Annotated in this window: 14 protein-coding genes; 13 read left to right on the top strand and 1 reads right to left on the bottom strand. The window is 32.6% G+C overall.

Features of this window, described 5'->3' with window-relative positions:
- Nucleotides 1-412: 412 nt before the first annotated feature.
- From ACA31_RS03450 to ACA31_RS03505, 11 genes are all read left to right on the top strand, one after another.
- The gene (locus ACA31_RS03450) at nucleotides 413-607 is read left to right on the top strand and encodes a hypothetical protein (protein ID WP_057511982.1); all 195 of its coding nucleotides are present in this window, start codon (nucleotides 413-415) and stop codon (nucleotides 605-607) included.
- A gap of 191 nt (nucleotides 608-798) precedes the next feature.
- On the top strand, nucleotides 799-1491 hold the full coding sequence (locus ACA31_RS03455) for a GNAT family N-acetyltransferase (RefSeq protein ID WP_057511983.1): 693 nt from the start codon (nucleotides 799-801) through the stop codon (nucleotides 1489-1491).
- Between the two features lie 258 nt (nucleotides 1492-1749).
- Complete coding sequence (locus tag ACA31_RS03460) at nucleotides 1750-2238, top strand: peptide deformylase (RefSeq protein WP_057511984.1); 489 nt, start codon at nucleotides 1750-1752, stop codon at nucleotides 2236-2238.
- Nucleotides 2231-3163, top strand: coding sequence for a methionyl-tRNA formyltransferase (fmt, locus tag ACA31_RS03465; protein WP_057511985.1), 933 nt, complete (start codon nucleotides 2231-2233; stop codon nucleotides 3161-3163). Before ACA31_RS03460 ends, fmt begins: the two co-directional genes overlap by 8 nt.
- A 2-nt stretch (nucleotides 3164-3165) precedes the next feature.
- Complete coding sequence (gene rsmB, locus ACA31_RS03470) at nucleotides 3166-4473, top strand: 16S rRNA (cytosine(967)-C(5))-methyltransferase RsmB (RefSeq protein ID WP_253721368.1); 1308 nt, start codon at nucleotides 3166-3168, stop codon at nucleotides 4471-4473.
- 3 nt (nucleotides 4474-4476) lie between these two features.
- Entirely contained in the window at nucleotides 4477-5571 is a 1095-nt protein-coding gene (rlmN, locus tag ACA31_RS03475) for a 23S rRNA (adenine(2503)-C(2))-methyltransferase RlmN (protein ID WP_057511987.1), read from the top strand.
- Nucleotides 5572-5575: 4 nt separating this feature from the next.
- Nucleotides 5576-6319: a Stp1/IreP family PP2C-type Ser/Thr phosphatase gene (locus tag ACA31_RS03480; RefSeq protein WP_057511988.1), complete on the top strand. Its 744-nt coding sequence runs from the start codon at nucleotides 5576-5578 to the stop codon at nucleotides 6317-6319.
- Complete coding sequence (gene pknB, locus ACA31_RS03485; RefSeq protein WP_057511989.1) at nucleotides 6316-8364, top strand: Stk1 family PASTA domain-containing Ser/Thr kinase; 2049 nt, start codon at nucleotides 6316-6318, stop codon at nucleotides 8362-8364. The genes ACA31_RS03480 and pknB overlap by 4 nt, the downstream gene beginning before the upstream one ends.
- 503 nt (nucleotides 8365-8867) lie before the next feature.
- The gene (rsgA, locus tag ACA31_RS03495) at nucleotides 8868-9743 is read left to right on the top strand and encodes a ribosome small subunit-dependent GTPase A (protein ID WP_057511991.1); all 876 of its coding nucleotides are present in this window, start codon (nucleotides 8868-8870) and stop codon (nucleotides 9741-9743) included.
- Nucleotides 9744-10388, top strand: coding sequence for a ribulose-phosphate 3-epimerase (gene rpe / locus ACA31_RS03500; RefSeq protein ID WP_057511992.1), 645 nt, complete (start codon nucleotides 9744-9746; stop codon nucleotides 10386-10388).
- Nucleotides 10389-10393: 5 nt separating this feature from the next.
- Nucleotides 10394-11029 carry a thiamine diphosphokinase gene (locus ACA31_RS03505; RefSeq protein ID WP_057511993.1) on the top strand — a complete coding sequence of 212 codons (636 nt, stop codon included), beginning with the start codon at nucleotides 10394-10396 and terminating at the stop codon, nucleotides 11027-11029.
- 106 nt (nucleotides 11030-11135) lie between these two features.
- Here the strand turns inward: ACA31_RS03505 and rpmB are convergent, their stop codons facing one another.
- Nucleotides 11136-11324, bottom strand: a complete 189-nt coding sequence (gene rpmB / locus ACA31_RS03510; RefSeq protein ID WP_002507894.1) for a 50S ribosomal protein L28 — start codon at nucleotides 11322-11324, stop codon at nucleotides 11136-11138.
- Nucleotides 11325-11575: 251 nt separating this feature from the next.
- On the opposite strand from rpmB, the gene ACA31_RS03515 reads away from it, so the two are divergent.
- Entirely contained in the window at nucleotides 11576-11947 is a 372-nt protein-coding gene (locus tag ACA31_RS03515; RefSeq protein WP_057511994.1) for an Asp23/Gls24 family envelope stress response protein, read from the top strand.
- A gap of 14 nt (nucleotides 11948-11961) precedes the next feature.
- Nucleotides 11962-13614 (top strand): fatty acid kinase catalytic subunit FakA, encoded by a 1653-nt coding sequence (gene fakA, locus ACA31_RS03520; RefSeq protein WP_057511995.1) that lies wholly within the window; start codon nucleotides 11962-11964, stop codon nucleotides 13612-13614.
- The last annotated feature ends 116 nt before the right edge of the window (nucleotides 13615-13730 follow it).

Raw genomic sequence — 13730 nt, forward strand, 5'->3', positions numbered from 1 at the left:
TTTATCCAAACTTATTCATCCTTTGTAAAAGTATATGGTAACCATATTATAAAAGAATAACTAAAATCAATAACATAGAGTGAATGTAATTAAATCTTTAAGTTAAATTAACAATGTTATTAAAAGTATATAGTGAACTATCATTTATTATAAAGGTCTTTTTATTTTTTTATTTTTAAAATTTTAAATGTCTATAACAATTGTTATGTATGCAAATGTAATTTATAAAAAACATATCAAATTTAAAATTTGCAATTAATTCGTTATACAGTTATATTGAATAGTAACGAGCCCAATATAAATTGATATCAAACTTATCTAAAATAAAGATTTGAAATTTTAATATCAGCAATAAAATACAGTGATGCGCATTTTTGCATCATGTAAATATAATGACTAAGGGGATTTGTCTATGAGTTTAATGAATAAGAGAGAAGCTACAGGATTAAGTATAGTTGAATTATCAAATCGGATTGCATCTTTATATAATACGAAATTAAGTCCTGAATTAATTGAATGCATAGAAAATAAGCAAACGAAATTAAAAAATGAAGATGCACAAATATTGGCCGAATTTTTTAATACAACCTCTGAAGATTTAATGTGAACCAAACATACTTTAAAAGTCATCCAAATGAGTATATTAACTATAAAGCATGAGTATTATTGCACTTGTTAAACATTGATTTTAACGCTATACATTAATATTTAAAATAAGTAGATAAAATTTTAAATTTTAGTGTATAGTGGGCCTATAAATCTTAGTATAGTACGAGTGAATAAAGGGGCAATGTGGCAATGATATACAATGAATACAATCAACCAATTGGTGATACAATAAATGATTTCGAAATGCCTAATCTTCCTGAAGTAAAGTCATTGAAAGGACAATATAGTCGCTTGGAAAAATTGTCAATACAACATATCGATGATTTATTCAAGCGTTTTAGTGTGGAAGAAGATGCGCCGAATTGGACGTATCTACCTGATGAACAAACTCAAGATTTTAATCAATTTAAAATCTACATAAATAATAAAATTGAATCGGAGGATCCCTATTTCCTTTCAATTATTGACAACGAAACAGATGAAGCGGTTGGTATTTTGTCATTGTTAAGAATAAATCAAAAAAATGCATCTATCGAAGTGGGTCATATTCATTATTCAAATGTTTTAAAACACTCACGTATTGCGACTGAAATCCAATATTTATTGGCAAATTATGTATTTGAAACATTAAGTTATAGAAGATATGAGTGGAAATGTGATGCTTTGAATGAATCTTCTATTAAGGCAGCCAAACGACTTGGATTTAAATATGAAGGCGTTTTTAGAAATCATACGATTTATAAAAATAGAAGTAGAGATACATGTTGGCTATCTATGATAGATAGTGAGTGGTGTGAATATAAAGATAAATTTGAAAAGTGGCTGAATCCTTATAATTTTGATGAGTTTGGTATACAGCTTACTAGATTGTCTATGGACTAAAAATAGATAAAAACATTTATATAATTGAATTATATGTAAAACAAAGGAAGTATTTTATTGTGAATTGATAAAATATTTCCTTTTTTCTGTTTGAAATTGTTAAGCGATGTGTATCATTTAAAACGCATGAAATATATTTTGGAATTGGATTATAAACAGCTAGTAGGGCTATTTAAATGAGCTGTTGCATATTGCATGATGCATTTTTGGTCAAAATAAGTTATAATGATATGATGAATTTTTGTGAGGAGAAATAGGATGACAATTAAACAGCTTGTTACGAGTCAACACCCAATTCTAAAAAGATCAATACCTGATGTTACTTTATTTGACGCTCAATTAGCGGAGTTGTTACTCGATTTAGAAGATACAATGTATGACGTTGGTGCATCCGCTATATGTGCACCACAAATTGGTATAGCGCAAAAAGTGGCGATTATAGATATGGAAGTAGATGGCTTGTTACAACTGATTAATCCTCAATTAATAAGCGAATCTAATGAGAAAGTTACAGATTTAGAGGGGTCTATTAGTATACCTAACGTTTATGGTGAAGTGGCAAGAAGTAAAATGATTATTGTTAAAAGTAATGATAAAAATGGTAATGAGGTTGAAATGACAGCATATGATGATATTGCACGTATGATATTACATATGATTGACCATTTTGAAGGTAAGTTATTTACTGAGCGCGTAAGTCAATTTTTGAACGAAGCTGAAATGGAGGCGTATTTTGACAATGAGTAAACTAATATTTATGGGAACACCTGATTTTTCAACTAAAGTTTTAGAAATGTTAATTGCTGAACATGATGTGATCGCAGTTGTAACGCAACCTGATAGGCCGGTTGGTAGAAAACGTACGCTTACACCACCACCTGTAAAAAAAGTGGCAGTAGCGCATGACATTGCGGTTTACCAGCCAGAAAAATTAGCACAATCAGAAGACTTAAAAGTACTTATTGATTTAAATGCAGATCTAATCGTCACAGCAGCTTTTGGACAAATATTACCAGAATCATTATTAGCATCACCTAAACTGGGTGCGATTAATGTCCACGCCTCATTGTTACCTAAATATAGAGGTGGTGCTCCAATTCATCAAGCAATTATTGATGGTGAAAAGCAAACAGGTATATCTATCATGTATATGGTTAAAAAATTAGATGCTGGTGATATCATATCTCAACGCGCTATCGAGATAGAACAGCAAGATAATGTAGGTACGATGCACGAAAAATTGAGCTTTTTAGGTGCAAACTTACTGAAAGAAACATTGCCAACTATATTAAATGGAACCAATGACAGTATTGCTCAAAATGAAAGTGAAGCGACATTTGCCTCTAATATTAATCGTGAAGACGAAAAAATTGATTGGACACTTTCAGCAGAACAGATATATAACCATATTCGCGGTCTGTCACCATGGCCTGTTGCTTATACAGTGATGGATGATGAAAATTTAAAAATATATACATCTAGAATTGAAAAAGATAAAACTGGAGAACCAGGTACGATTATAGAAACAACTAAAAAAGCAATCATCGTCGCGACTGGTTCCAAAGATGCTATTGCTTTAACAGATATACAAGTTGCAGGTAAAAAACGAATGCTTGCTGCAAATTACTTAAGTGGAGTGCAAACTTCACTCGTTGGGAAGGTATTATTATGACAATAGACACGAATGTACGACAGTTAGCGTTTGAAACTTTACAAGATATCATTAATGACAAGGCTTATAGCAATATCATCATTAATGAAGTTTTATCTAATAATGAATTAAATCGTGCAGATAAGGGCTTATTTACTGAACTCGTATACGGCACATTAAAAAGAAAATTTTCGCTGGATTACCTTTTAAAACCTTTCGTTCAAACGAAGCTCAAAGGTTGGGTAAGACAATTACTATGGATGAGTATTTATCAATATGTTTATTTAGATAAGATTCCTGAACATGCGATTATTAACGAAGCAGTAGAAATTGCTAAACGTAAGGGTGGACCACATAACGGTAACGTAGTAAATGGTATATTACGTAATATTATGCGCAGTGACTTACCAGACTTCACTGAAATCACTGATGATAAAAAGAGAATCGCAATCGAATACAGTTTGCCAAAATGGTTAGTAGATCATTGGTCAACACACTTTGGTATTGAAAAAACTGAAGTAATCGCGGAATCATTTTTAACAAAAGTAGCGACAACTGTACGTGTGAATTTAACAAGAATTTCAATTGAAGATGCAATTAGAAGATTAGTTGAAGATGATTATATCGTGGAACAAGATAGCGAAATTGATACTTGTTTGCATGTCAGTGGCAAACCAATTATTGAATCACGTATGTTCAAAGATGGTTTAGTTTCTATCCAAGATAAAAGTTCTATGTTCGTTGCTGAATTAATGGGATTAACTGATGGTGATGAAGTATTAGATGCATGTAGTGCGCCAGGTGGGAAAGCATGCCATATTGCAGAAGTATTAAATGGTACAGGACATATTGATGCAACTGATATCTATGAACATAAGATAGATTTGATAGATTTCAATATTAAAAAATTACGATTGTCTAACATTTCTGCTTTTGAACACGACGCGACTGAAAAATATGGTAAAGTGTATGATAAGATTTTAGTTGATGCACCATGTAGTGGCTTAGGCGTACTAAGACATAAACCTGAAATTAAATATGAACAATCGCAACAATCGATTCAATCATTAGTTGAAATTCAATTGGAAATTTTAAATAATGTGAAAGACAATTTGAAACCTGGTGGCACATTAGTCTACTCTACATGTACAATCGAACAGTTAGAAAATGAAAATGTAGTATATACATTTTTAAAAGATAATAAAGATTTTGAATTTGACACATTTGAACACCCGATTACTGGAGAAAAAGTGAAAACAATGCAAGTACTACCTCAAGATTTCAACTCTGATGGCTTTTTCATTACTAGGATTAGAAGAAAGGAAAATTAAATTATGATTACTGAAGAAAAGAAGAAAAAGAATAAGTTTCTTCCCAATTTTGAAAAGCAGTCCATTTATTCAATTAGATATGACGAGATGCAAGATTGGTTGATACAAAATGGTCAGCAAAAATTCAGAGCGAAACAAATTTTTGAGTGGCTTTATGAAAAACGCGTAGATAGCATCGACGAAATGTTAAATTTATCTAAGGAACTTAGAGAAAATTTAAAAGATAGCTTTACAATGACAACAATGACGACGGTTGTTAAACAAGAGAGCCGAGACGGTACAATCAAATTCTTATTTGAGCTACAAGATGGCTATACAATTGAAACAGTTCTTATGAGACATGAATATGGGAATTCAGTATGTGTTACAACACAAGTAGGGTGCCGTATTGGTTGTACGTTCTGTGCATCTACATTAGGTGGATTGAAGCGTAATCTAGAAGCGGGTGAAATAGTATCACAAGTACTTACTGTTCAAAAAGCACTAGATGAATCAGAAGAACGCGTATCACAAATTGTTATCATGGGTATTGGTGAACCGTTTGAGAACTATGATGAAATGATGGATTTCTTGAAAATTGTCAATAACGATAATGGGTTAAATATTGGTGCCCGTCACATTACGGTATCAACTTCAGGTATTATTCCACGTATATATGATTTTGCGGATGAAGATATTCAAATTAATTTTGCTGTGAGTTTACACGGTGCAAATGATGAAATACGTTCTCGATTAATGCCTATTAACAGAGCATACAACGTTGAAAAATTAATGGAAGCTATTAATTATTATCAAGAAAAAACAAATAGACGTATTACTTTTGAGTATGGCTTGTTTGGTGGCGTTAATGATCAACTTGAACATGCTAGAGAATTAGCTCATTTAATTCAAAACTTAAATTGTCATGTCAATTTAATTCCTGTTAATCACGTACCAGAACGAAATTACGTTAAAACACCTAAAGAAGATATATTTAAATTTGAAAAAGAATTAAAACGATTAGGTATAAATGCAACAATTAGACGTGAACAAGGTGCAGATATAGATGCTGCGTGTGGTCAATTAAGAGCGAAGGAACGAAAAGTAGAAACGAGGTAGAGACATGCTAAAAGCACAATTTTTTACTGACACGGGTCAATTTCGTGATAAAAATGAAGATGCAGGTGGCGTATTTTACAATCAAACAGAGCAACAGTTATTAGTACTCTGTGATGGTATGGGCGGACATCTTGCAGGTGAAGTCGCAAGCCAATTTGTAACCAATGAACTGCAAAATCGATTTGAAGAAGAAAATCTCATCGAGGCAGATCAAGCTGAAGATTGGTTGAGAACAACTCTAAAAGCGATTAACCGTGAATTATATCAATTGTCAGTTGAAAATCCAAAATATCAAGGTATGGGTACGACTTGTGTTTGTGCATTAGTATTTGATAATTATGTAGTTGTTGCAAATATTGGAGATTCACGTGCATATTTAGTGAATAGTAGAGATATTGAACAAATTACCAACGATCACTCATTCGTGAATCATCTTATGATGATAGGCCAAATTAGTGCTGAAGAAGCGTTTACGCATCCACAACGCAATATTATTACAAAAGTGATGGGTACGGATAAATTAGTTACGCCAGATATTTTTGTTAAAAAAACAAATTTTTATGACTTTTTAATGTTGAATTCAGATGGTTTAACTGATTTTGTTCGTAATCATATGATTCAAGAAGTATTAATTCAAGATAATGAAATAGAAACACATGGACAAAATTTAATAGAACTTGCATTATCACAAGATACTAATGATAATGTGAGTTTAATTTTGGCTGAGATTGAAGGTGATAAAGTATGATAGGCAAATTAATAAATGAGCGCTATAAAGTGATTAAAAAGCTTGGTGGCGGTGGTATGAGTACTGTCTATCTTGCTGAAGACTCGATACTCAACCGACAAGTTGCAATTAAAGAGATTAGAATTCCATCAGGTGAAAAAGAAGAAACAATTAAACGTTTTGAGCGTGAAGTACATAACTTAACCCAACTTTCACACGACAATATTGTTAGTGTATTTGATGTAACAGAAAATGAAGAAAATTTCTTTTTAGTGATGGAATACATAAAGGGTCCAACATTATCAGAATACATTCAAGAAAATCGACTATTAGATATTGAAACTGTGTTGGATTTTACGAGACAAATTATTGATGGTATCAAGCATGCGCATGATACTAAAATCATCCACCGTGATATAAAACCTCAAAATATTTTGGTGGAAAAGGATAAAACTTTAAAAATATTAGATTTTGGTATTGCTAAAGCGTTAAGTGAAACAACAATGACCGAAACGAATCATGTGTTAGGTACAGTTCAGTATTTATCTCCAGAACAAGCACGAGGAGAGTCTACAGATAATGGAACTGATATCTATTCCATCGGTGTAGTATTGTATGAAATGCTTGTTGGGAAGCCCCCATTTTCAGGGGAAACTGCAGTAAGTATTGCAATCAAGCATATACAAGACCCGATGCCCAATGTTACTGAGCATCGTTCAGATGTGCCACAAGCTATAAGTAATGTTGTGCTAAAAGCAACTGAAAAAAATAGATCTGAACGTTATGAAAATGTTAAAGATATGCAAGAAGATCTTGATAGTGCATTGTCAAAAAGTAGAGAGCATGAAGTAAAATATCTTTCGGATGATGCTAATACTAAAACAGTGCCTATAAATAAAGAAGAAATTGCTAATCAAATACAATCAGAAAATCAACATAAAAATATTAAAGAAACAATGCAAATCCCTATCGTGAATCAACAACAATTCCAATCTAGTGAAGAACATATATATGCAGTGCCAACAAAGCAACGTTCAAAGAAAAAGAAGTTTTTCTACGCTATTGTAATCATTTTATTATTATTTAGCTTATTTGGTTTTATGGCTATGGGAATGTTCGGGAGCAAGTATTTAGAGACACCAGACTTATCTGGTAAAACTGAAAAAGAAGCAGAAACGATATTAAAAGATAAAAAATTAGAACTTGGTGATATTTCTCGTGAGTATAGTGATAAATACTCTGAAAATAAAATCATTAAAACAACACCTAAAAAAGGTGAGCGTTTAGAGCAGAAGAGTAAGGTGGATATTGTTTTATCTAAAGGACCTAAATTAGCAGAAATGCCTAGTCTTTATGGTATCCCTAAATCAGAAGCGATGGATAAGTTGAAAGACTTAGGCATTAAAGATGCTAAAGTAAAACAAGCGTATACGAACCAAAATGTAGCTAAAGGATTAATCGAAGGACAAAGCGTATCACCTGGCGATAAAGTAGAAGTGAATGATAGTAATATCGAATTAACTGAATCGTTAGGTACAAAACAAGTTTATGTTGAAGATTATGAAAACAAATCTTTTAAAACAGCTAAATCAGAATTAGAAACTAAAGGCTTTAAAGTTGTGGTTAATGAAGAGAAAGACGACGACAAAGTTAAAAAAGATCACGTTATCAGCCAATCACCTAAAGGTGAAGAAGTTGATGAAGGTTCAACTATTGGATTTACAGTTTCTAAAGGAGCACCTGAAGAAAAAGATGAAGACAAGGACAAAGAAAAAGAAGATTCTGATAAAAAAGATGAAGATAAGTCTAAAGATGACGAACTAGATAAGACGTATACTGAGACATATCAAGTACAGTATACGGGTGATGATGATGAGAGCCAAGAAGTCAAAATTTATGTAAGAGATAAAGATGACGAAGGCGATTCACCTTCACAGACGTACAAGATAAAAGGAAATAAAGCAGTGAAAATCCCAATGACCATTCAAAAAGGTGAGACGGCAGGATATACCATTCGCGTTGACGATAAGGTCATCGCTGATAAAGATATCCCCTATGATTTTTAGCAACACTTAACGAACGAAGGGCGTTTAGTGTTGCTTATGCAAGCAGAAGCTTGCGACCCGAACTCGCACTTAACGAACGAAGGGCGTTTAGTGTTGCTTATGCAAGCAGAAGCTTGCGACCCGAACTCGCACTTAACGAACGAAGGGCGTTTAGTGTTGCTTATGCAAGCAGAAGCTTGCGACCCGAACTCGCACTTAACGAACGAAGGGCGTTTAGTGTTGCTTATGCAAGCAGAAGCTTGCGACCCGAACTCGCACTTAACGAACGAAGGGCGTTTAGTGTTGCTAATTTACCTTTTGAGTCAAATAAATATAAGTAAACACCATTTCAACTGATATAAAGTCTGTTGAAATGGTGTTTTATTTTATAAGTTTTATTATTTTTATGAGAGTAGTAATATGGTTTATGCTAATTTTTATATAAAATAGTCTTAAATCATATTTAAATTAAAAAGGCTTTGCTATAATATATAAGATAATAGTTTTTTAAGAGAGGTGTCTAAGTGAAGACAGGACGCATTATAAAATCATTAAGTGGTGTTTATCGTGTAGATGTAGAAGGTGAAATGTACGATACGAAACCACGCGGTTTATTCAGAAAAAATAAATTTTCACCAATCGTTGGTGATGTAGTTGATTTCGAAGTTGAGAATATAACAGAAGGGTATATTCAATACGTTCATGATAGAAAAAATGAATTGAAAAGGCCACTTGTTAGCAACGTGGATCATCTTATACTAGTAATGAGTGCAGTAGAACCTGATTTTTCAACGCAATTACTAGATAGATTTTTAGTCATTGCGCATTCTTATCATATGCGCCCGCGTATTCTCATAACTAAAAGAGATTTAGCCTCCGTAGAAACGCAACAAAAAGTTATACAATTGTTAAATGTGTATGAAAATATGGGCTATAAAATACAATTCATTAGTATCGATGATGATATTGAACCTGTTTTTGATGCTTGGGGAGAAGGGCTTGCTGTATTAAGTGGCCAATCAGGTGTCGGAAAATCAACACTATTAAATAAATATTTTCCAGAATTGAATATTGAAACACAACATATTTCAAAAGCCCTTAATCGCGGCCGTCATACTACAACACATGTAGAACTTTTTGAACGAAGCCATGGTTATATTGCAGACACACCTGGGTTTAGTGCGTTAGATTTTACACATATCCAAAAAGACGAACTAAAAAATTATTTTATGGAAATCAATGAATACGGAGAACAGTGTAAATTTAGAGATTGTAATCATATTAATGAACCAAAATGTAACGTAAAAACTGAGTTGGAAAGTGGAAACATTGCACAATTTAGATATGACCATTACTTACAACTCTTTAATGAAATTGCAAATAGAAAGGAAAGATATTAAATGGCAAAACTTTATCCATCATTATTATCAACTGATTTTTTAAAATTACAAGAAGAATTAACAGCTTTAGAAGAAGCAGGTGTAGACGGTGTACACTTTGATGTTATGGATGGCCAATTCGTGCCAAATATTTCGATTGGTTTACCAATACTTGAAGCAGTACGTAAAGGTACTCAATTGCCAATTGATGTTCATTTAATGATTGAAGAACCAGAAAAATATGTCGAATTATTTGCCGACTACGGTGCTGATATGATCTCAGTGCATGTAGAAGCAACACCACATATTCATAGAGTGATAGAACAAATAAAGAGTAAGAATGTAAAAGCTGGTGTTGTAATTAATCCTGGAACACCAGTCGATGCAATCATACCAGTGATAAAAATGGTGGATTTTGTATTAGTGATGACAGTGAATCCTGGTTTTGGTGGTCAATCATTTATTAGTGATACTATTAGTAAATTAGATCAATTATCTAAATTCAAAGATGAATTGAATTTAGACTTTGAAATCGAAGTAGATGGTGGTATTAACAACGATACTGTTGAAACTGTTATAAATCATGGTGCTACAATGTTAGTTGCAGGATCATATTTTTTCAAACATGATGATTACAAAGTAGTAACTAAGACATTGAAAGGCTGAAGCTAATGAAAGTGAATTTATTGTGTGGCAATAGAAATTTGCCTGAAGATTTATTAAAGACAAAAACAGATACGCACTGGATTGGGATTGATCGAGGTGCGTTACTTTTGATAGAATCAGGGATAATACCTCGATTCGCTGTAGGTGATTTTGACTCAATTACAAGTGAGGAAAAAACATTTGTTGAAAAAAGAATTGACATTAATCCATTTAAATCAGAAAAAAATGATACAGACCTCGCTTTAGGTATTGATCAAGCAGTGACCAGTGGTTATAAAGAGATTTGCGTTTATGGTGCTACAGGTGGTCGATTAGATCATTTTATGGGTGCATTACAAATTTTAGAAAAACCAGAATATACAGAGCAAAATATTGTCATTAAACTTATAGATGTGAATAATGAAATTCAATTTTTAAAAACAGGGGCATATACGATTCAGAAAAATGACAATTATCGTTATATCTCATTTATTCCAGTTAATTATCCTACGATTATCTCGTTAAACAATTTTAAATATAATCTTGAAAAGGAACAACTTAAATTGGGATCTACGTTAACGATTTCCAACGAACTCAGTCAAACAGAAGGTAATGTGAATATTACAGAAGGCAATGTATTAATGGTGAGAAGTAAAGATTAAAATCTAATAAAATTATAACGCTCATGTTTATGATTTAAATTAAATGAGCGCATAAAAAAGACCAATCCTCCACATAAGGACTGGTCTTTTTCGTGCATTATATTTATTAAACTCTAGTTACTTTACCAGATTTTAAAGCACGTGCAGAAACCCAAACTCTTTTTGGTTTTCCGTCTACAAGAATTCTAACTTTTTGAAGGTTAGCATTCCATCTTCTTTTAGAAGAATTTAAAGCGTGAGAACGATTGTTTCCAGTTGAAGCTTTACGACCTGTTACGAAACATTGTTTGCCCATGAAAGTACCTCCTTTAATAAATATAAATACACGCATCTACTACATACTTGAATAATGTACCACAAATAAAATTAGATGTAAATAAGAAGAATGAAATTTTCTGTTTATATATATTCTACTTTTGTTAAAATTAAATTATGGTATAATTATAAACTGTGGATAAATATAGAAATTTGCTTAATTAGATAAATTATATTATTTGTTAATTTTATAGTTAATTAAAGAACCATAAACTAGGAGGCTCAATTTAAATGACATTAGAAATCACAAATGATTATGGTAGTATAGACATTTCAAACGAAGTAATAGCTTCAGTTGTGGGTAGCAAAGCAGTAGAATGTTATGGGATTGTAGGAATGGCTTCTAGACAACAAGTAAGAGATGGAATTGCTGAAATATTAGGGCATGAAAATTATTCTAAAGGTATTGTTGTAAGAGAAGGCAATGGCGTTATAGATGTTGATATGTATATCATTGTAAGTTATGGTACTAAAATTTCTGAAGTAGCGAGCAATTTACAGTCGACAATAAAATACACATTAGAACAAACATTAAAAATAAAAGTAAATTCAATAAATATATTTATACAAGGTGTTCGAGTTAATAACGGCACTAAGAATTAGGAGGACAATACGGAATGGTTAGCAAAATAAATGGTAAATTATTTGCCGAAATGATTATACAAGGGGCACAAAATTTATCAAATCATGCAGACTTGGTTGATTCATTAAATGTGTATCCGGTACCAGATGGAGATACAGGAACAAATATGAATTTAACAATGACATCTGGAAGAGAAGCAGTAGAAGAAAATTTGTCGCAGCATATCGGTGAACTAGGGAAAACGTATTCAAAAGGTTTGTTAATGGGTGCTAGAGGGAACTCTGGGGTCATCTTATCACAACTATTTAGAGGTTTTAGTAAAAATTTAGAAGAGTATGATGAAATTAGTGCTCAACAACTAGCAGAAAGTTTCAAAGCTGGTGTAGAAACTGCATATAAAGCAATTATGAAGCCTGTAGAAGGTACGATATTAACTGTAGCTAGAGATGCTGCAGATGCTGCTATGCGCAAAGTAGAAGAAACTGAAGATTGTATCGAATTGATGACATATATTTTAGAAGAAGCAGAAATCTCACTAGAAAATACGCCTAATTTATTACCCGTATTAAAAGAAGTGGGTGTAGTAGATAGTGGCGGTAAAGGTTTGGTTGTCGTTTATGCTGGCTTCCTTAAAGCGCTAAAAGGTGAAACGGTAAGTGCTGAAACAGCTAAATTAGATAAAGATGCTTTAGTTAATGAGGAACATGATTTTCATGGTGTAATTAATACTGAAGATATCGTTTACGGTTACTGTACAGAAATGATGGTGCGCTTCGGTAAAAATAAAAAAGTGTTTGATGAACAAACGTTTAGAGAAGACATGAGTACATATGGTGACTCATTATTAGTCATAAACGATGATGAAATTGTTAAAGTGCATGTACATAGTGAAAAACCAGGTGATGTGTTTAATTATGGTCAACAGTACGGAGAACTTATTAAATTAAAAGTAGAAAACATGCGTGAACAACACCGAGAAGGTGTAAAAAAAGAACAAGTAAGTCAAGATGATACCCAAATACCTGAAACAGTTGAAACGGCAGTTATTGCTATTTCAATGGGAGATGGTATATCTGAATTGTTCAAATCGATGGGTGCAACACATATGATTAGTGGTGGTCAAACAATGAATCCATCAACTGAAGATATCGTTAAAGTAATTGATCAGTCACAATGTAAACGCGCAATTATTTTACCTAATAATAAAAATATTATGATGGCTAGCGAACAGGCTGCAGACATCGTAGGTGCTGAAGCTGTAGTTATCCCAACTAAATCAATACCACAAGGCATTGCTGCACTCTTTAATTATGATGAATCAGACGCTCTTGAAGCTAACAAAACGCGTATGGTTGAGTCACTGGAAGCAGTGAAGTCAGGTTCAGTGACATATGCTGTAAGAGATACAAAAATTGATGGCGTTGAAATTAAAAAAGATGCGTTTATGGGGTTAGTTGAAGACAAAATCGTTACGAGTAACGGAAATCAATTTGAAACTGTTAAAGGTTTATTGTCTGAAATGATTCAAGATGATAGTGAAATCATTACGATGATTGTCGGTGAAGATGCAAATGCATCATTGACTTCGGATATTGAAACTTGGCTTGAAACATCTTATCCAGAAATTGAATTAGATCAACATGATGGCCAACAACCCGTATATCAATATCTATTTTCTGTAGAATAAATTTATTTTATTGAACGCTTGTATATAAGGAGAGCCTCCTTTTTAGGAAGCTATTTTAAATTGTCGACAAGGTCTAAAAGCTTTGTTGACATTTTTTTGTGCCCGTTTTCTGTTTG

Origin of the sequence: Staphylococcus sp. NAM3COL9, from assembly GCF_001431205.1 — a bacterium.
Taxonomy (GTDB): domain Bacteria; phylum Bacillota; class Bacilli; order Staphylococcales; family Staphylococcaceae; genus Staphylococcus.

What these genes read in the sequence shown, in the direction of transcription:
- ACA31_RS03480 (WP_057511988.1), top strand. Translation starts at nt 5,576, where the DNA reads ATGCTAAAAGCACAATTTTTTACTGACACGGGTCAATTTCGTGATAAA.
- rlmN (WP_057511987.1), top strand. Translation starts at nt 4,477, where the DNA reads ATGATTACTGAAGAAAAGAAGAAAAAGAATAAGTTTCTTCCCAATTTT.
- pknB (WP_057511989.1), top strand. Translation starts at nt 6,316, where the DNA reads ATGATAGGCAAATTAATAAATGAGCGCTATAAAGTGATTAAAAAGCTT.
- ACA31_RS03455 (WP_057511983.1), top strand. Translation starts at nt 799, where the DNA reads ATGATATACAATGAATACAATCAACCAATTGGTGATACAATAAATGAT.
- ACA31_RS03515 (WP_057511994.1), top strand. Translation starts at nt 11,576, where the DNA reads ATGACATTAGAAATCACAAATGATTATGGTAGTATAGACATTTCAAAC.
- ACA31_RS03505 (WP_057511993.1), top strand. Translation starts at nt 10,394, where the DNA reads ATGAAAGTGAATTTATTGTGTGGCAATAGAAATTTGCCTGAAGATTTA.
- rpe (WP_057511992.1), top strand. Translation starts at nt 9,744, where the DNA reads ATGGCAAAACTTTATCCATCATTATTATCAACTGATTTTTTAAAATTA.
- fakA (WP_057511995.1), top strand. Translation starts at nt 11,962, where the DNA reads ATGGTTAGCAAAATAAATGGTAAATTATTTGCCGAAATGATTATACAA.
- ACA31_RS03450 (WP_057511982.1), top strand. Translation starts at nt 413, where the DNA reads ATGAGTTTAATGAATAAGAGAGAAGCTACAGGATTAAGTATAGTTGAA.
- fmt (WP_057511985.1), top strand. Translation starts at nt 2,231, where the DNA reads ATGAGTAAACTAATATTTATGGGAACACCTGATTTTTCAACTAAAGTT.
- rpmB (WP_002507894.1), bottom strand. Translation starts at nt 11,324, where the DNA reads ATGGGCAAACAATGTTTCGTAACAGGTCGTAAAGCTTCAACTGGAAAC.
- ACA31_RS03460 (WP_057511984.1), top strand. Translation starts at nt 1,750, where the DNA reads ATGACAATTAAACAGCTTGTTACGAGTCAACACCCAATTCTAAAAAGA.